12 protein-coding genes and 1 pseudogene are annotated in these 16,829 nt (G+C 62.5%); 5 read left to right on the forward strand and 8 right to left on the reverse strand.

Translation table 11 applies throughout. From position 1 onward, the window contains the following. Positions 1-367: 367 nt before the first annotated feature. The 4 genes and pseudogenes from M5G17_RS27690 to M5G17_RS20045 all read right to left on the reverse strand — a co-directional run bounded on the left by M5G17_RS27690 (position 368) and on the right by M5G17_RS20045 (position 5,616). Complete coding sequence (locus tag M5G17_RS27690) at positions 368-1,135, reverse strand: methyl-accepting chemotaxis protein (RefSeq protein ID WP_420793613.1); 768 nt, start codon at positions 1,133-1,135, stop codon at positions 368-370. 117 nt (positions 1,136-1,252) lie between these two features. Then, a pseudogene (locus tag M5G17_RS27695) lies at positions 1,253-2,047 on the reverse strand (methyl-accepting chemotaxis protein); the annotation flags it as partial. Between the two features lie 187 nt (positions 2,048-2,234). Continuing rightward, positions 2,235-3,701, reverse strand: coding sequence for a hypothetical protein (locus M5G17_RS20040; protein ID WP_273894647.1), 1,467 nt, complete (start codon positions 3,699-3,701; stop codon positions 2,235-2,237). 142 nt (positions 3,702-3,843) lie between these two features. Further along, positions 3,844-5,616, reverse strand: coding sequence for an ABC transporter transmembrane domain-containing protein (locus M5G17_RS20045; RefSeq protein WP_273894648.1), 1,773 nt, complete (start codon positions 5,614-5,616; stop codon positions 3,844-3,846). A gap of 277 nt (positions 5,617-5,893) precedes the next feature. On the opposite strand from M5G17_RS20045, the gene M5G17_RS20050 reads away from it, so the two are divergent. Further along, positions 5,894-6,073, forward strand: coding sequence for a PA1571 family protein (locus tag M5G17_RS20050; protein WP_273894649.1), 180 nt, complete (start codon positions 5,894-5,896; stop codon positions 6,071-6,073). Positions 6,074-6,126: 53 nt separating this feature from the next. On the opposite strand, the gene pdxB is transcribed toward M5G17_RS20050, so the two are convergent. Further along, entirely contained in the window at positions 6,127-7,269 is a 1,143-nt protein-coding gene (gene pdxB, locus M5G17_RS20055; RefSeq protein ID WP_273894650.1) for a 4-phosphoerythronate dehydrogenase PdxB, read from the reverse strand. 142 nt (positions 7,270-7,411) lie between these two features. Between pdxB and M5G17_RS20060 the strand changes: the two genes are divergently transcribed. Further along, complete coding sequence (locus M5G17_RS20060; protein WP_273894651.1) at positions 7,412-8,809, forward strand: MATE family efflux transporter; 1,398 nt, start codon at positions 7,412-7,414, stop codon at positions 8,807-8,809. On the opposite strand, the gene tusA is transcribed toward M5G17_RS20060, so the two are convergent. Continuing rightward, positions 8,806-9,048, reverse strand: coding sequence for a sulfurtransferase TusA (tusA, locus tag M5G17_RS20065; protein ID WP_273894652.1), 243 nt, complete (start codon positions 9,046-9,048; stop codon positions 8,806-8,808). The genes M5G17_RS20060 and tusA overlap by 4 nt on opposite strands. Positions 9,049-9,151: 103 nt before the next feature. After that, complete coding sequence (gene rlmM / locus M5G17_RS20070) at positions 9,152-10,216, reverse strand: 23S rRNA (cytidine(2498)-2'-O)-methyltransferase RlmM (protein ID WP_273894653.1); 1,065 nt, start codon at positions 10,214-10,216, stop codon at positions 9,152-9,154. A gap of 253 nt (positions 10,217-10,469) precedes the next feature. Here rlmM and acnA point away from each other — a divergent pair, with 253 nt between their 5' ends. From acnA to M5G17_RS20085, 3 genes are all read left to right on the forward strand, one after another. Continuing rightward, complete coding sequence (gene acnA, locus M5G17_RS20075) at positions 10,470-13,211, forward strand: aconitate hydratase AcnA (protein ID WP_273894654.1); 2,742 nt, start codon at positions 10,470-10,472, stop codon at positions 13,209-13,211. 151 nt (positions 13,212-13,362) lie between these two features. Then, entirely contained in the window at positions 13,363-14,139 is a 777-nt protein-coding gene (locus M5G17_RS20080) for a CPBP family intramembrane glutamic endopeptidase (RefSeq protein WP_273894655.1), read from the forward strand. 190 nt (positions 14,140-14,329) lie between these two features. Next, positions 14,330-15,895 carry a methyl-accepting chemotaxis protein gene (locus M5G17_RS20085; RefSeq protein WP_273894656.1) on the forward strand — a complete coding sequence of 522 codons (1,566 nt, stop codon included), beginning with the start codon at positions 14,330-14,332 and terminating at the stop codon, positions 15,893-15,895. A 43-nt stretch (positions 15,896-15,938) separates the two neighbouring features. Here M5G17_RS20085 and M5G17_RS20090 read toward each other — a convergent pair whose 3' ends face one another. Continuing rightward, positions 15,939-16,826, reverse strand: a complete 888-nt coding sequence (locus tag M5G17_RS20090; RefSeq protein WP_273894657.1) for a pseudouridine synthase — start codon at positions 16,824-16,826, stop codon at positions 15,939-15,941. Positions 16,827-16,829 lie beyond the last annotated feature (3 nt).

Raw genomic sequence — 16,829 nt, forward strand, 5'->3', positions numbered from 1 at the left:
ATCCAATTGAAGTGAAGTAATTGGCAATGACCGCAGGTCCCGTAGTGCACGCCCGGATTCTTATTGTTGCTCGCGCAGTCCAAAGCTTAGCGTAGCGGGTGCTCAGGCAATCGGCCGGATGCACAGGCAATGGATGGCGGCTGGGGTTGTTCGATGGATCGGGAACGGTCGTCACGCCAGACTCGGGGCAGCGCCGCCGGTGTCAGGGTGGCTCGCCTTAAAGCAGGAAGCGGGCCAACTTTCACAAGACCAACGGCTAATAGCTAGGACGAGTCGTCGCACCCTAACTTTAACGGTTAAGCTGGCGGCAATCCGCCACATTACCAGGCCTTTTCGACAGAATGTGGCGGATTTCCCCCTTTTCTACTCAGGCGCTCAACCGCGCAGTGACTTCACCGAGCTGCCCGGACAACCCGTGCAAGTGCTGCCCAGCTTGTTCAGTCTGTTGCACGGCCTGCTGGTTGGTGGTGGCAATGCGGGTGATTTCCACCAGGTTGCGCGAGATGTCTTCGGCGACGCTGGTCTGCTCTTCAGCCGCCGTGGCGATCTGCCGGTTCATGTCGCGGATCGCCTCCACCGCCACAGTGATGCGCTGCAGCATCTGCCCGGCCTGCTGCACCTGCTCGGCGCCCTCCTCGCTGCGCTGCTGCCCGCTTTCAATGGCCTTGACCGCCTCCACCGCGCCGGACTGCACGGCGCTGATGATCTGGTTGATCTCGGCAATCGACGCCGCCGTGCGCTGGGCCAGGCTACGCACCTCATCGGCGACCACGGCAAAGCCGCGTCCGGCCTCACCAGCCCTTGCTGCCTCGATCGCCGCATTGAGCGCAAGCAGGTTGGTCTGCTCGGCAATGCCGCGAATTACCTCGAGCACCTTGCCGATGCGGGCGCTGTCAGCTTCCAGGTGGCGAATTACCTTGGCCGTGCCAGCAATTTCCTGGTTGACCACGGCAATGGTATTGATCGTTGCCTGCATCACCTGCTCACCGGCCTGGGCGCTATGGTCGGCCTGGTCGGCGGCACGGGCGGCATCGGCGGCATGGCGGGCGACTTCCTGGGCAGTCGCGGACATCTCGTGCATAGCCGTCGCCACCTGATCAGTACGCTGGAACTGATCGTCGGTGCCGCGTGCCATATTGCTGGCGATACCGCGCAGCTCACCACTGGCGCCGTCCAGCTCAGCGGCGTTGCGCTGCAGGCGGCTGAAGGTGTCGGCGAGAAAATCGCGCAGGGTGTTGGCCGCCACTGCCAGCCGTCCCAGCTCATCCTGACGGTCGCTGGCGACCCGCGCCTCGAAGCGCCCTTGGCTCAACTGGGCGACATAGTCGATCAGGCCACGGATAGGCTCGATCAGGCTGCGGTTGACCAGCCACAGGCTGAACAGCCCGACCAGCACGGCTGAGCCAAACATCACCAGCAAGCCCAGCCACACTGTGCGCTCGGCAGATTGGCTGATAGCCTTGGCGCGGGCCTGAGCATCGTTGCGCAACTGGCTGACCAGATCGCTCATCTGCTCACTGGCTGCACGGTCTACGCCCTTAACCGCCTGATCGCCCGCCACCGGATCGCCACCGGCCGCCAGAAACGCCTGCCGGCCGCGAGCGTACGCCTCACCCAACTGCCGATGGCTGGCCTTGAGCTGCTCGGCACGTGCCTTGAGCGGCGGCTCGCTGGCTTCGATCAACTGCTCAAGAATGCCCTGCACCTGTTGTTCACGGGCCAGGAATTGCTGCCAGTATTTGTCCCGCTCAGCCGGCTGCTTGCCACGCAGCAGCACGTTCTTCCACTCCTGCACCTGGACCTTGAACTGCAGGTTGGCCTCATCGATCAACTGCGACGCTTGTAGCGGCCCGTCAATCAATTGACCGTAGCCACGCACGCTGGACGACAGCAACTGGAAACACACCAGGGCAATCAAAAGAATCGCCACCAGGCTGCCGCCGAGCAGGGCAAGAATTTGCACTCTGAGGGATTTACGCAACATCAAAAGAGTTCCGGAACAAGGAATGAGGGAGCGGCGCACGCGGCGCCAACCAAACAAAGACATCCCTGTCCTCGTTCACTGGCCACTGACGGCAGGCCAAAAAAAAGCTGCCATCGATCGATAGCAGCCATGTTCAAGCATTACGCAACAACAGTTGATACAGATAGTCTCAAGGGATTGCTACAGAAATGTGACAACCACAAGGACTTTGTCACAAATCCGTAATTTTGCTGCGGCGCCCTGCAACTCACTAGCCCGGCTGACCAGTACCTGCTTCGGGATCTCCTGGAGGCTGGGGCGGTTTACGATAGTGTTGTGCACCGACCATGAGCGGGTATTGTCCGCCGGCAATAACCGCGACCAAGGCATCACGCACCGCCAGAATTTGTGCCTGGCTCAGGTTCGTCGCCGTGATGAAGGGCGCCAGCATGTCATCGAGCAGGTAACTATTGGTCGATGCACTGCCCCCCAACGAGTACTTGCCCAGTAGGCGCTGCACGAGGTCGCCGCGCGTGGGTAACGCGGCCACCAATGACAAACGCACATCCTGGCGCGCCTCTGATGAGGACGCAAGGTAGCGCCAAGCGTGGATGAACAGCCCGCCCGCCGTCGAGGAGGCGAAGCTCAATACGCCATAGGACAAATCCGCCAGCGGCTGCCAACCGAGCCCCTGAGCGCCCTGCCCCGCGCCCGAAGAACTGGCACCATAAGCGCTGGCCTGGCGTGCAGCCATTGTATTGATGACCGATGAAGCAGTAATCATGGCCGCAGCACGGGCATTCAACGCGTTGGCGTTATCTTGCACGCGAAGCCAGGAATGAATGCCCTCACTCAAGGTCGCATAGACCAGGTTGTAGGCAGCCAGAGTCGACGCCAACGTCGCGAGCGAACCGTTGATGCCGGCAGCGACCATAACTCCCGAGCCGATGAGCAAACACGTCCCGCGTGAGAGATTGGATGTGCCAGTCGCTACACCATCCAGGTTATCACGCAACATTCCTGCCGCACCAAGCAACAGTGGTAAAGAACCTGCCACTGCGCCTAGCGTCGTACGCGCTGCCATGCTGGCCTGGCCGCTGTGCAAGGCACTTTCGATGGCATAGGCAACCGCCTGCCTGACAAAGGCAGGCAAACCGACGCTGATGAAAGATTGCAGTGCAAGGTTGGCGGCATTCGATAGGCGCCGCGCTGCGGGGGCCTCGAAATCATTGTGGGCAATACGTTCGAGCGCCTTGAGTACGTTACTCAAGCGACCTGCTACAGCGGACTCCTGGAAACAGGCCGGCTCCTCGGCACTGAAATGAGCATAGGCATCAAAGTACTCATCCTGCGATGGGCTCTCAGACAGACTGCAGCGCACATCAACGCCCCCTTCCCCCACCTCCTCAAGCGCATCTTCAAAGACCTCACACAGTTCACGGGCAGACGTGCCCTGCTCACCGTAACCACAGTCGTTCTGTCCCTCCTCACTCAGGTATGCCTGAATGCTGGCACTCAACGCCTCGACTGCGTGCTCGACCTGGAGCTCGTGAAACGCAGCACGCATGTGTTGTGATTGCTCCAGCACCCTGTCGAGCGCCAGCGCACTATCGAGCGTCTCGAGAACGCTCGTGCCAATAGCACTGGCCAACGCCTCGGGAATCGCCGGCACAGTCAATTCCCGAATTACCCAAGGACACCTCTCTTGCGCATCTGTTTGCGGTTGAACGTCGCTCATCGGGAACTCCCGATGAATGACTTGAGGTGAGAGTAGATGGATGCCCATACGCGTCTTTAGATATACCGATTGGAAGTGTGATAACTGGAACTGATACCCCTCAGGGGATGCTAAAGAAACCGTGATGGTCGGCGCGGCGCAATCACAGTTGTGTAACAACATTGAACTGCAACGCCGCCAGCCGTGCATACAACGGACTCTCGACAATCAACTGGCGATGAGTGCCAATGGCCACCAACCTGCCTTGATCGATCACCGCAATACGGTCGGCGTGCTGCACCGTGGCCAGCCGGTGGGCGATCACCAGGGTGGTGCGTCCGCTCATCAAGGTCGGCAGGGCCTGCTGGATCAGGTGCTCGCTCTGGGCGTCGAGGGCGCTGGTGGCTTCGTCGAGTAACAGGATCGGCGCATCCACCAGCAACGCCCGGGCAATCGCCAGGCGTTGGCGCTGCCCGCCCGAGAGACCCAGGCCAGCATCGCCCAGGTGGGTCTGGTAACCCTTGGGCAATTGCAGAATGAACTCATGGGCATGGGCACTACGGGCCGCCGCCTCGACCTGCTCGACCGTGGCATCGGCACGCCCGTAACGGATGTTGTCTTCCACCGTACCGAAGAACAGTGCCGGGCTCTGCGCCACCAGGGCAAAGTGACGGCGCAGGTCCTGGGGATCGAGGCGACTGATGTCCTGCCCGTCGAGCAGGATGCACCCCTGCTGCGGGTCGTAAAACCGCAGCAACAGGTCGAACAGCGTCGACTTGCCCGCCCCCGACGGTCCGACCAGAGCCAGGGTTTCTCCTGGCTCGACAGTCAGGCTCAGGCCATCGATGGCCGGTGGCGTCGGCCGTGACGGGTAGGCAAAGCCTACGGCCTGCAACTCGACACGCCCGCTGACCCGCGTTGCTGAACGTTGCAGGCCCTGAGTCGGGGCGATAATTTCGCTGCTCGCCGCCAGCAGCTCGCCAATTCGCTCGGCAGCCCCCGCCGCCCGTTGCAGCTCACCGATCACTTCACTGAGGGTGCCGAAGGCGCTGCCGACGATGAGGCTGTAAAACACAAAAGCGGCCAGCTCACCGCCGGAAATACGCCCGGCAATCACGTCCATGCCGCCGACCCAGAGCATCACACCCACCGCGCCAAGCACCAGCACGATCACCAGGGTGATCAGCCAGGCGCGCTGGAGGATGCGCTGACGGGCCACCTCGAAGGCCGCCTCGACGGTGGTGCCGAACCGTCGCTGGTCAGTGGCCTGGTGATTGTAGGCTTGCACGGTCTTGATCTGCCCGAGGGTTTCAGCCACGTAGCTGCCGACATCGGCAACCCGGTCCTGACTTTGCCGCGACAGGCTGCGCACGCGCCGACCAAAGATCAGGATCGGCGCCAGCACCAGCGGCAAGGCCAGCACCACGATACTGGTGAGCTTGGGGTTGGTGACAAACAGCAGGACGATCCCGCCCAGCACCATCAAGGCATTGCGCAAAAACAGCGACAGCGACGAGCCGATCACCGACTGCAGCAAGGTGGTATCGGCGGTCAGCCGCGACTGGATTTCCGAGCTGCGATTGCTCTCGAAAAAACCCGGGTGCAGGTAGATCAGGTGATCGAACACCTGCTGGCGAATGTCGGCAACACAGCGTTCACCGATCCATGACACCAGGTAGAAGCGGCTGAAGGTGCCGATCGCCAGGGCCAGCACCAGCAGCAGGAACAAGCCGATGGACTGGTTCAGCAAGTGCGGCGACTGGGTCATGAAGCCCTGATCGACCAGCAGACGGATACCCTGGCCCATCGACAGCGTGATGGCTGCGGTAATGATCAGTGCCAGCAACGCCAGCAACGCCTGTTTACGGTAGGGATAAATGAAGCGCCAGCCCAGGCGCAGAGCCTGGCGTTGGCGCGAAGAAAACCGGTTGAGCATGGAATACGCCGTTTGTCCGCTGTTTGCAGCAGCCTACACCGGACCGCAGGTCCTGCGCCAAGGAACTCCGGGCACAAATCAAACGTCGGAATCAGAACCTGAATATGTAAGACCCAGGCCACAGCCGACTAGACCGTTTCGGTCTAAAGTACTACTGGAGCTTTACTCGGCTTTCTGGTGGACTGCAGAGATCGCACAGTGATAATTAAAAGAGCTGTCACAGGCCGGTCACGAGGCGATTCTAGTCTGAGCTTGCAACCTGATGAGGAGACAGGAAATGAGCTTGCAACAAGGCAATACCCAACCCCAGCCAAAAACCGCACCGAACCCGCAGGCACCTGTCGGCGGCTCTATCATCGGCCCGGATGGTAACGAGATCATCATCACCGAAGAGATGGTCCAGCGCGCCTGCAAGCAGTTGGAAGATAGCCGCAAAGAGCCCGCCAAGAAAGACTGACCCCTCCGAATTACCTGACCCGGCGCTAGCGCCGGGTTTTTACTGCCCGCGATTTACACCAACACGCCGCCCAGGGCCCGGACCATCTGCGCCAACTCGGGCGCCTCGCCATACAGACGCACAGCCAGGCCCTCAATCTCGCGGCGTGGCGGGTAATGCTTGCGCAGGTTGTCGAAAGCGGTCTTCTGCCGAACCGGATCACAACTCAAGCTACGACGAAAATCGGCATCGTCACGGCGCGGGTCATACACCGCACGGCACAAGGTGGCCAGGGCCCAGGTCGGATCAGTCTCGGCCTGCAAGGCGAGTTCGCCCAGCCACGGCTGTGGCAGCAGGTCATTCAACTGCACCTGGGCAGGCTCGCCACGCCAGGCGCAGAACGCCTGATAGATCTGCGCCGTGCCGCGCTGCTTGCCGTCCAGACTGTAGCCGGCGATATGCGGGGTGGCGATCACGCAGAGGTCGGCCAGAGCCAGGTCGACCTGGGGCTCGCCTTCCCAGACGTCGAGCACCGCCTGGATATCATCGCGCTCACGCAGCAGCTGGCGCAGGGCCTGGTTGTCGACCACCGGGCCGCGGCTGGCGTTGATCAACCAGGCACCCGGGCGCAGACGGGCCAGTTGCGCCTGGCCAAGCAAATGCCAGGTTGGCAACTCGCCATTGCGGGTCAGCGGTGTGTGCAGGCTGATCACATCGCACTGCTCGAGGATCCGTTCCAGGCTCACATAATCGCCGCCTTCGCGCGCTTGACGCAGCGGATCACAGACCAGCACCTGCCAGCCCAGACCACGCAGTACCTCGACCAGACGCCCACCGACTTCACCCGCACCCACCACCCCATAGGTACGCGCCGGCAAGCTGGCACCGTCCAGCTCGGCCAGGGTCAGCAGGCTGCCGAGCACATAGTCGACCACTCCACGGGCATTGCAGCCCGGCGCGCTGGACCAGTGAATCCCCGCCTGCTCGAAGTAATCCAGGGCCAGGTGATCGGTACCGATGGTGCAGGTGCCCACGAACTTCACCTTGCTGCCATCAAGCAGGGCCTGGTCGACCCTGGTCACCGAACGCACCAGCAACACGTCGGCGTCTTTCACACAGCTCGCATCGATAGCGCGCCCTGGATAGCGGCGGATTTCGCCGAAACCGGCAAAAAAAGCATCGAGCAGAGGAATATTCTCGTCAGCAACAATCAGCATGGCGCTCTCCTATCAGGGTGCGCAGTGTAGGCCGATACGACCGGGCTGTTCCAGATGCAGGCAAGGTTCCTGACTGTTGCGTCAAGGCGTAGACTAGTCGGCTTTGCCCATCTTTACTGTGGACGCCTGCCTTGTGACACCGATGACCGCCGATACCCCCACCCCTGCCCTGTCGCGCTCGACGCGGATCCGCACCGAGCTGCGCGGCCTGCTGATGCTGGCAACGCCGATCATCATTGCCCAGTTGGCGACCACCGCCATGGGCTTTGTCGATGCGGTGATGGCCGGCCGGGTCAGCCCGCGCGACCTGGCCGCGGTGGCTCTGGGCAACTCGATCTGGATCCCGGTGTACTTGCTGATGACCGGCACCCTGCTGGCGACCACGCCCAAGGTCGCCCAGCGCTTTGGCGCCGACCAGCATGCCGAGATCGGCCCACTGGTGCGCCAGGCTTTGTGGCTGGCTGCAAGCGTCGGCCTGATTGGCAGTGGCCTGCTGCTCAGCGCCGAACCGATCCTTGAAGTGATGAAGGTCGACCCGCAATTGGTGGCGCCGAGCATGGGTTATTTGCAGGGCATCGCCTTCGGCTTCCCCGGTGTCGCCCTTTACTACGTATTGCGCTGCTACAGCGACGCCCTGGGCCGCACCCGGCCAAGCATGGTCATCGGCTTGTCCGGCCTGTTGCTTAACATTCCGTTGAACTACGTGCTGATCTACGGCCACTTTGGCCTGCCGGCCCTGGGTGGCGTCGGTTGCGGCTGGGCCAGTGGCATCGTCATGTGGTTCATGGCCCTGGGCATGGCCGCCTGGACCCGCTGGGCCCCGGCCTACGCCCAGAGCCGGGTGCTGGTGCGTTTCGAGCGCCCGCAATGGCCGGTGATCAAGCGCCTGGTCGGCGTCGGTTTGCCAATTGGTATCGCGGTGTTCGCCGAGTCGAGCATCTTCGCGGTGATAGCCCTGCTGATCGGCAGCCTCGGCCCGACCGTGGTGGCCGGGCACCAGATTGCCCTGAACATCAGCTCGCTGCTGTTCATGATTCCATATTCGCTGGGGATGGCGGTGACCGTACGCGTCGGCCAGGCCGTCGGCGCCGGGATGCCTCGCCAGGCGCGCTTTGCTGCCTTGGTCGGGCTGGGCGCAGCGCTGGTGTTTGCGTGCTTCTCGGCCAGTTTGATCCTGCTCATGCGCGAGCCGATCGCCTCGATCTACACCCCCGACACGGCGGTCATCCAGATTGCCGCGATGCTGATCGTCTACGCCGCGCTGTATCAGTTCTCCGACGCCATCCAGGTGATCGCCGCCGGTGCCCTGCGCGGTTACCAGGACACCCGGGTGACCATGATCCTGACCCTGTTCGCCTATTGGGGCATCGGCTTGCCGGTGGGCTACCTGCTGGGGCTGACCGATCTGTTCGGTCCGGCCAGCGGCCCGAATGGCCTGTGGGAAGGCCTGATTGCCGGCCTCACGTGCGCGGCGCTGATGCTGGCGATTCGCCTGGCGCGCAGCAGCGCCAAGCACATTCGCCGCGCCGAAAAGCGTTAGTCGAGTTTCTTGCGGATCCAGTACAGGTAAGTGCCTGCTTCTTCCTGCTGCTGGACCAGTTCATGGTCGAGGAATACGCAGAACTTGGGGATATCGCGACGGGTCGAGGGATCGGTGGCGATCACCTTGAGCAGGCCACCGGGGGCCAGGTCGCGAATGTGCTGGTGCAACATCATCACCGGCTCCGGGCAGTTGAGGCCGGTGGCGTCGAGGACGGCATCTGGGGTGAAGTCAGTCATGTAGAACTCCGGAAACAATCGGCTATTGTCGCTCACGCAGGGTGCAGGGTCATCTTCGCTGGCCTCACCGCCCCCTGTGGGAGCTGGCTTGCCAGCGATAGCCTCACCGCGGTTTCAGGTCCAGGCGTCGCAGGTGGCAGGTCACTTCTTCGCGGTCGTGATACAGCTGTTTGCAGCCAATCGAGACCTTGACCTTGCGCGCCTTGAAACCCTCCTCGATGCGCTCGAGCAAGCGCCGCACTTCGGCATAGCGCTGCTTCATCGGCAGCTTGAGGTTGACCACCGCCTCGCGGCACAAGCCCTCGCCCAGCCAGGTTTCCAGCAAGGCGGCGCTGCGCGCCGGCTTCTCGACGATGTCGCAGACCATCCAGTCCACGGTCTGCTTGGGCTTGTAGGTAAAGCCGTCGGCCATCAGGTGCTGGACCAGGCCGGTGTCCATCAGGCTTTCAGCCATGGGGCCGTTGTCGATGGCGGTCACCAGCATGCCGCGCTTGACCAGTTGATAGGTCCAGCCACCTGGCGCCGCGCCGAGGTCAACCCCTGTCATGTCGTCAGACAGCCGCGCATCCCACTGCTCACGGGGGATGAAGTGGTGCCAGGCCTCTTCCAGCTTCAGGGTCGAGCGGCTCGGCGCCTCGCGGGGGAACTTCAGGCGCGGGATGCCCATCGGCCACATCGCCGAGTTGTCTGCCGCCGCCAGGCCGACAAACACCCGCCGGCCACTGACAAAGGTCAACAGCAAACGTGGCTTGTGTGCATCCTCGACCAGCCGCCCGGCCTTGCTCAAGGCTTTGCGCAGCGGTACTTCAAACTTGCGGCAGAAGGTCGAGAGTTCCTTGCCATCGTTGGTGTCCATCACCTCCAGCCACAGGCTGCCGCACTGTGGATATTCGGCCAGGGCCTCAAGCAGCACACTGATGCGGTCGGTTTCCGGCAGTTCGATGAACGCGCCACGGGCCCATTGCCGGGGGAAAATCAGCTGGGCAAAACGCAGCTCGCGCATCATCTGCTCGGCACCCTCGGCGTCGTTGCAGATGAATTCGGCGCAGGCGCTCAGCGGCTTGGCCTTGGCGTAGCCGGCGACACTCAGGCGTGCGGCGTGCTCGGCGATTTCAGCACAGACTTCACTTTCGAAACCAGGCCGGCAATGCATAAACAGGGTATTCATCTTCACTCCAGGACGGCCGGCGCCCAATCACGCCAACCCTGACCGGGCGCAGTGCACAGCGCCGGTAAATCGGCAAATGATAAAGGAAGTTCGGAACCTGCGACACTTCCTGCCGGTCCAGAACTTGGTCAGGCGCGCCAAACAGGGCTAACCTGACCGTTCAGCCAGGTCCGTGCCGTGCGGACCGTTACAGAGGCGGTGAACCGGCGACAGCAGGGAAGATTGCCGTTCACCGGCACAGAAGGAGTTGGTAATGCCCTCGCTCGATAGCCTGAAAACCCTCAAGACCCTGACGGTCGACGACCGTCTCTACCACTATTACAGCCTGCCCGACGCCGCGAATTCCCTTGGCGACCTGCAGCACCTGCCGATGTCGCTCAAAGTGCTGCTGGAAAACCTGCTGCGCTGGGAAGACGGCAAGACTGTCACCAGCGACGACCTCTCGGCCCTGGCCCACTGGCTCAAGGAGCGGCGCTCCGACCGCGAGATCCAGTACCGCCCGGCGCGGGTACTGATGCAGGACTTCACCGGGGTACCGGCGGTGGTCGACCTCGCCGCCATGCGTGCAGCCATGGCCAAGGCTGGCGGTGACCCACAGCGAATCAACCCATTGTCGCCAGTGGACCTGGTCATCGACCACTCGGTAATGGTCGACCGCTACGCAAGCCAGCAGGCCTTTACCCAGAACGTTGACATCGAAATGCAGCGCAATGGCGAACGTTATGCCTTCCTGCGCTGGGGCCAGAACGCCTTTGACAATTTCAGCGTGGTGCCGCCGGGCACCGGGATCTGCCACCAGGTCAACCTTGAATACCTGGGCCGCACGGTCTGGACCCGTGAAGAGGACGGGCGCACCTACGCTTTCCCCGACACCCTGGTCGGCACCGACTCGCACACCACCATGATCAACGGCCTGGGCGTACTCGGCTGGGGCGTGGGCGGCATCGAAGCCGAGGCGGCAATGCTCGGCCAGCCGGTGTCAATGCTTATCCCGGAAGTGATCGGCTTCAAGCTGACCGGCAAGTTGCGTGAAGGCATCACCGCCACCGACCTGGTGCTGACTGTGACGCAGATGCTGCGTAAAAAAGGCGTGGTCGGCAAATTCGTCGAGTTCTATGGCGATGGCCTGGCCGACCTGCCCCTGGCCGACCGCGCCACCATTGCCAACATGGCCCCGGAATACGGCGCTACCTGCGGCTTTTTCCCGGTCGATCAGATCACCCTAGATTACCTGCGCCTGTCCGGCCGACCGCAAGCCACGGTGAAACTGGTCGAGGCCTACAGCAAGGCCCAGGGCCTGTGGCGCCTGCCCGGCCAGGAGCCGGTGTTCACCGACGCCCTGGCCCTGGACATGCGCGAAGTCGAAGCCAGCCTGGCCGGCCCCAAGCGCCCGCAGGACCGCGTCGCCCTAGGCAATGTCAGCCAGGCCTTCGATGACTTCATCGGCCTGCAGCTCAAGCCTTCGAGCAAAGAAGAGGGCCGCCTGGAAAGCGAAGGCGGTGGCGGCGTGGCGGTGGGCAATGCCGACCAGGCCGGCGAAGTCAGCTATGAGCACCAGGGCCAGCACCATGTGCTCAAAAACGGCGCCGTGGTCATCGCCGCGATCACCTCCTGCACCAACACCTCCAACCCCAGCGTGATGATGGCGGCCGGCCTGGTAGCGAAAAAAGCGGTAGAAAAAGGCCTGCAGCGCAAACCCTGGGTCAAGAGCTCGCTGGCACCGGGCTCCAAAGTGGTGACCGACTACTACAAGGCCGCCGGCCTGACCCCTTACCTGGATACCCTGGGCTTTGACTTGGTCGGCTATGGCTGCACCACCTGCATCGGCAACTCCGGCCCGCTGGATGACGCCATCGAAAAGGCCATCACCAGTGCCGACCTTACCGTTGCCTCGGTGCTGTCGGGCAACCGCAACTTCGAAGGCCGCGTACACCCACTGGTGAAAACCAACTGGCTGGCTTCCCCGCCCCTGGTCGTCGCCTACGCCCTGGCCGGTAGCGTGCGTATCGATATCAGCCGCGAACCGCTGGGCGTCGGCAAGGATGGCCAGCCGGTGTACCTGCGCGACATTTGGCCAAGCCAACAGGAAATCGCCGAGGCTGTGGCCAGCGTCGACACTGCGATGTTCCACAAGGAATACGCCGAGGTGTTCACCGGTGACGCCCAATGGCAAGCCATCGAAGTACCAAAGGCGGCCACTTATGTCTGGCAGGACGACTCCACCTACATCCAGCACCCACCGTTCTTCGACGACATTACCGGGCCGTTGCCGGTAATCGAGGATATTCGCGGCGTCCGAGTCCTGGCGCTGCTGGGGGATTCGGTGACCACTGACCATATCTCCCCGGCCGGCAACATCAAGGCCGACAGCCCGGCCGGACGCTACCTGCGCGACAAGGGCGTGAAACCGCGCGACTTCAACTCCTACGGCTCACGCCGGGGTAACCATGAAGTGATGATGCGCGGCACCTTCGCCAATATCCGCATCCGCAACGAGATGCTCGGTGGCGAAGAAGGCGGCAACACCCTGTACGTGCCCACGGGCGAGAAGCTGGCGATTTACGACGCAGCCATGCGCTACCAGGCCGACGGCACGCCACTGATAGTGATTGCCGGCCAGGAGTACGGCACCGGCTCCAGCCGCGACTGGGCGGCCAAGGGCACCAACCTGCTGGGAGTCAAGGCGGTACTGGCCGAGAGCTTCGAACGTATCCACCGCTCCAACCTGGTGGGCATGGGGGTACTGCCCCTGCAGTTCCTGCCTGGGCAGAACCGCAAGAGCCTGGCCCTGGACGGCAGCGAACGTATCGACATCCTCGGTCTGAGCCATGCCCAGATGCAGCCACACATGACCCTGACACTGAACATCAGCCGCGAGGATGGCCGCCAGGAACAGATCCAGGTGCTGTGCCGCATCGACACCCTCAATGAAGTCGAGTACTTCAAGGCGGGGGGCATCCTCCACTATGTCCTGCGGCAATTGATCGCAGCCTGAAGAAACGGCCCGGTCCCCTGTGACCGGGCCTTTGCCTCACGCCGCAGACAACGTACGATAAGCATAATGGCCAAAGGATGGCCGACAGGCGTGTCCTCGAGCGCAGCAGCGCAGTCGAAGGGTTCACGTTTTGCTTTTCAAAGGATGTCTCATGCTTGCCCCGCAATGGATCGGCCTGGCGCTGCTCGGCCTCGGTTACATCTTCGCCTTGCTCAAAGGCAACCTCGGCCTGTTGGCACTGCCCAGCCTGATTGCCCTGCTCTGCGCCGGCCTGCTGGTGCGCCGTGCCAGCCTCTGGCAAAGGCTGGTTGGCCATGCCCTGTTCGTGCTGCTGGCCATCGCCCTGGCACTGCACATGCTGCCGGGCTTCATGGGCGCCAAAGTCATCGACAAGGTGCGCTTGAGCAGCGAGGCCCTGCCCTTTTCCATGTACCTGAACCTGGACAAGCCCCTGATCGGCTTCTGGCTATTGCTGGCCTGCCCGTGGGTGCTGGCGCTGAACAACAAGCGCCCGTTCGCAAGCCTGGCCCTGACCCTGCCGTTGGTGATCGCCGTGTGCCTGGGCGGTGCCTGGCTGCTGGGGATGGTCGCCTGGGCGCCGAAGTGGCCGGAGCAAGGCTGGATCTGGGCGATGAACAACCTGCTGCTGGTCTGCCTGACGGAAGAACTGCTGTTTCGCGGCTACATCCAGGGCGGCCTGCAACGTCTATTGAGAAACCAGAACCTGGCGCTAGTGCTGGCCGCAGCATTGTTTGGCCTGGCTCACTTGGGCGGCGGCTGGCAGTGGGTGCTGCTGGCCGGCCTGGCCGGTGTCGGTTATGGCCTGGCTTATCGTTACGGCGGCCTTTTCGCCGCGGTACTGTGCCATTTCGGCCTGAATCTCGCGCACTTTGCCGGTTTCAGCTATCCGGCCCTGGCACCGTTGTGAACCTGCGGTCACTAGCTGACTTTTGTGTCAAAAATATGAAAAAATGCAGCGATTTTGACGAACTTTGCGCCAGTGACGTAGCGCAGGTCGGGGCAGGACTCCTTGATCGAAATCAAGCCCTGCAAATATTCATTCAACAAAAGCCCCGGCGTGCCGATAACTCTGGAAAGCCTTGCGGATTGAACAGCTAATGCGTAACAACCAGCCGATTACCCAACGCGAACGGACTTTCCCAGCTCAGCAACGGTTGATTTCGACCACTGATGCCAAGGGTGTTATCACTTACTGCAACGACGCTTTCATCGAGATCAGTGGCTTCTCCCGCGAGGAGCTGATGCGCGCGCCGCATAACCTGGTCCGCCACCCGGATGTGCCGGCGGCTGTATTTGCGCACATGTGGTCGACGCTCAAGCAAGGCTTGCCATGGATGGGCATTGTCAAGAACCGCTGCAAGTCGGGCGACCATTACTGGGTCAACGCCTATGTCACGCCGGTGTTCGAAAACAACCAGGTGGTGGGCTTTGAATCGGTACGGGTCAAACCGACCGCCGAGCAGGTCCGCCGCGCCGAAGCGCTGTACCAGCGCATCAACCAGGGCAAGCCGGCAATCCCGCGTCGCGACAAGTGGCTGCCCGTGGTGCAGGACTGGCTGCCATTCATTCTGGTCAGCCAGATCGGCTTTTTGATTGGCAACTGGCTGGGCCACTCTTGGGGCTTCGCCCTGGCCGCCGCCCTGTCGGTACCGCTCGGCCTGCTCGGCCTGAGCTGGCAGCAACGCGGCCTCAAGCGCCTGCTGCGCCTGGCCGAACAAACCACTTCCGATCCGCTGATCGCGCAGATGTATACCGACAGCCGTGGCGTGCAGGCGCGCCTGGAAATGGCCATGCTCAGCCAGGATGCCCGGATGAAAACCTGCCTGACCCGCCTGCAGGACACCGCCGAGCACCTCAACGAACAGGCGCGCCAGTCCGACACCCTGGCCCACAACAGCTCCTCGGGCCTTGAGCGCCAGCGGGTGGAAACCGAGCAGGTCGCCGCCGCCGTCAACCAGATGGCCGCCACCACCCAGGAAGTGGCCAACCATGTGCAGCGCACAGCCGATGCCACCCAAGAAGCCAATCGCCTGACCGGGCGCGGTCGCGACATCGCCGGGGAAACCCGCGAGGCGATCCAGCGCCTATCGGCCGCCGTGGGCGAAACCGGGCTGACCGTGACCCAACTGGCCCGCGACAGCGACGAGATTGGCGGCGTGGTCGATGTGATCAAGGGCATTGCTGATCAGACCAACCTGCTGGCCTTGAACGCCGCCATTGAAGCAGCCCGGGCCGGCGAAATGGGCCGCGGTTTTGCCGTGGTGGCTGACGAGGTGCGCCAGTTGGCGCAACGCACTGCCGAGTCCACCGGGCAGATCCACGGCCTGATCGCCAAGCTGCAACAGACCGCCAACAGCGCCGTACAAACCATGGAAACCGGCCACCGCCAGGCCGAGGAAGGCGTGGCACGGGTACTGGAAGCGGACCAGGCGCTGGTGGGCATCAGTGAAGCAGTGGCCAATATCACCGATATGGCTACGCAGATTGCCGCCGCCACCGAAGAGCAGACGGCCGTTGCCGATGAAATCAGCCGCAACATCAGCACCATCGCCGAACTGGCTGACCAGAGCTCGGAACAGGCCCAGCACTCGGCGCAGCTCAGCGAAGAACTGACCCGCACTGCCACCAGCCAGTACTCGCTGGTGGAACGCTTCAACCGCTAAGCCCGACCGCGCATCGCCTCTGGCGGTGCGCGGTTGCCCCGCCTTACCAGTCGAGCGTCAGCCGGCTTTCGAAATAGCGCTCTTCACCGCTCAACGGATCATTGAAACGCAGGCTCTGGGCCAGCAACTTCAATGGCTTGCTGTAGTCATCAGGCCCCTGAATGATCTGCGGATAGAACGGATCATTGCAGATACTCGCCCCCAGGGCCGTCATGTGCACGCGCAACTGGTGGGTCTTGCCGGTCACCGGCGACAGCCCGTAGCGCCACAGCTCACCGTTTTTCTCCAGCACCTGGGCCAGGGTCTCGCTGTTGCTTGCGCCCTGCACTTCCTGCATGCGAAAGAACGGCTCGCCATTGGCCAGTCGGCTCTTGTGTACCAGCGGAAACTCAAGCTCAGGTAAAGCACGCGCAATGGCCTGGTAGCGCTTGTCGATCTGCCGGTTGGGGAACAGCGATTGGTAGGCCGAGCGGCTCTGCGGGTTGGCCGAAAACAGCACCAGCCCGGCGGTGTGCCGATCGATACGGTGCAAGGGCACCAGGTTGGGGTTGTCGAGACGGCGAATCAGACGGCGCAGCAAGGTCTGCTCGACATACTCGCCAGTCGGGGTGACCGGCAGGAAATGCGGCTTGTCTGCCACCACCAGGTGCTCATCGATGTGCAGGATGGCTTCTTCGACCGGAATCGGCTTCTCGTTCGGCACTTCGCGAAAATAATGGATGCGCAGGCCCGGGCGATACGCCAGTTCAGCACTGATCGGCAGGCCCCGGGCATCCAGCACCCGCCCACGGGCAATGCGATCAAGCCACTGCTCACGGCCAATAGCCTTGAAGTGCTCGCTCAAGCAATCGAGCACTGTCACCCAGTTACCGGGCGGCAGGCAAACAGTACTGGCTTGATGCTGAGCCGGATCGAAGGGGGGCGTGACCATGGA

It is taken from the genome of Pseudomonas rubra (assembly GCF_028656935.1).
GTDB classification, from domain to species: domain Bacteria; phylum Pseudomonadota; class Gammaproteobacteria; order Pseudomonadales; family Pseudomonadaceae; genus Aquipseudomonas; species Aquipseudomonas rubra.